Genomic DNA, 1,892 nt, shown 5'->3' on the forward strand with positions numbered 1-1,892 from the left:
CCTTCAAATGCCCAAAGATGAGCTTATTTTATTGATTCAATCGAGTTTTCGCAACTACCGCCCCAAACCAGCCCGCCGTGAATATATCGAAAAGAGTAACGGCAAGAAACGACCGCTGGGTATCCCCACTGTATTGGACAGGATTATACAGGAGTGCGTGCGTATCATTATCGAGCCGATCTGTGAAGCGAGATTTTATCCGCAAAGCTACGGCTTTCGCCCCTATCGGGCACAGAAACATGCAATCCGGGGTATCATCAATGTCATAAATGCTGGATGTAAATCGCCCGACCAGCCCGTGTGGGCCATTGAGGGCGACATCAAGGGATGCTTCGACAATATCAATCACCGCCTGCTGCTCCAAAAACTCTGGAGAATCGGTATCCATGACAAGCGTGTACTGAAAATTATCAGTCAGATGCTAAAAGCTGGATATATGGAAAATGACCTGTTTCATGCAACAGAGCTCGGTACACCGCAGGGCGGAATCCTTTCACCACTTTTATCCAATGTTTATCTCAACGATTTCGATTGGTATGTTGGTCGTATGTATATGGAGCCGCACAGACAGTGCAAGCATAAAGGCAACGACACAAGGCGACTAAAATGGGCTGGTGTAACGCCAAAGTACAATTATCGCTACGCCGATGATTGGGTGATTTTGACGTCAACGGAGAAGGAAGCACTCCGCTTGAAATGTGTCTTGACAAAATATTTTCGGAACAGAATGAAACTTGAACTGTCGCAGGAGAAGACCTATGTAACAGACCTGCGGACAAACGGTATACACTTTCTTGGCTTTGTGGTAAAGGCCGAACGAAAACGGAAAACTCCTGACCCGGCAACATGGACGAAACATCTGGTTGGAAAGCCGCTGCCGGATATGGAACGGTTAGGAAAGAAGATTAAGAAACTGCTCGAAGAAGTGCACCGCATAGAACTTTGTCAAAAAGTCAATGTGCAGGCTGCGCAAATTCAGTACGTCAACTCTGTCATTATGGGTATGGCACAGTACTTGCAGACATCCATCTGCTCTCGTGCCTACCATGCGATAGACCGCAGAGTAAACAACGCTGCACTGGCTGTATGGAAAAAGCTGTACCCCAAACGGTACAACTCCATGCAGGTGCCGCTGAAGGTGCTTTGCAATCTTCCTGACCGACACAAGGGCTACGACAGTAAGACATTTGCGGTATGGGTCGAAGGAAAATGGTTTGGTATAACTTATGCGTTCATCACGCATAGTCACTATGAACCCAAGCCATTTGACCAGAAAATGACGCCGTATACAGTGGAAGGGCGCAGACGGTATGTGAGCTATCGTGCTAAGCACAAGCCACTGCCATGTGACCGTCCATCCGTTAACTCCCCGAACGATATTGCAATGTCAGCATACGCAAAGGGAAGGATGAATTTTGAGTATTATATGAACCGGGAGTATGCTTACAGCAGGGACAAAGGAAAATGTAAATGCTGTGGAAATGCCTTCTCACCCATGCTTCAAAAGCATTGTCACCACGTTAAAAACAAGCTTCCACTTGATAGAATCAATAAAGTACCAAATCTGGTTTGGCTGTGTGAACCATGCCACCGCATGGTTCACAACAGTCCAATACCGCCTGAGCTTGATGCAAAGACGGTAGGCAAAATCATGAAATACCGCGAAAAACTTAAACTGTGAAATTTACAACCACTCTGTGTCCGTGAGAACACAGCAGTGTTGAAATCTGAAGGAAGAAAGTAAATCGATTTGATGGTACGCCGGGTGCGCTGAAAGGTGCACGCCCGGCGTGAGGTGGGGGAAAACTTGGAGATTACTTCAAAAAGTTACCTATCACAACAAAGCAGACTACTCTGCGGACTGCTTCGCAGCCGCAGAGGTGCTGCACATT

1 protein-coding gene is annotated in these 1,892 nt (G+C 46.9%); it reads left to right on the forward strand.

Annotation, left to right across the window (positions count from 1 at the left end):
* A partial coding sequence (locus J3352_RS14070; RefSeq protein ID WP_207700526.1) for a reverse transcriptase domain-containing protein occupies nucleotides 1-1,681 on the forward strand: 1,681 nt, incomplete at its 5' end.
* Nucleotides 1,682-1,892: the final 211 nt, after the last annotated feature.

The sequence above is a fragment of the Faecalibacterium sp. Marseille-Q4164 genome (assembly GCF_017377545.1).
GTDB classification, from domain to species: Bacteria; Bacillota; Clostridia; order Oscillospirales; family Ruminococcaceae; genus Faecalibacterium; species Faecalibacterium duncaniae.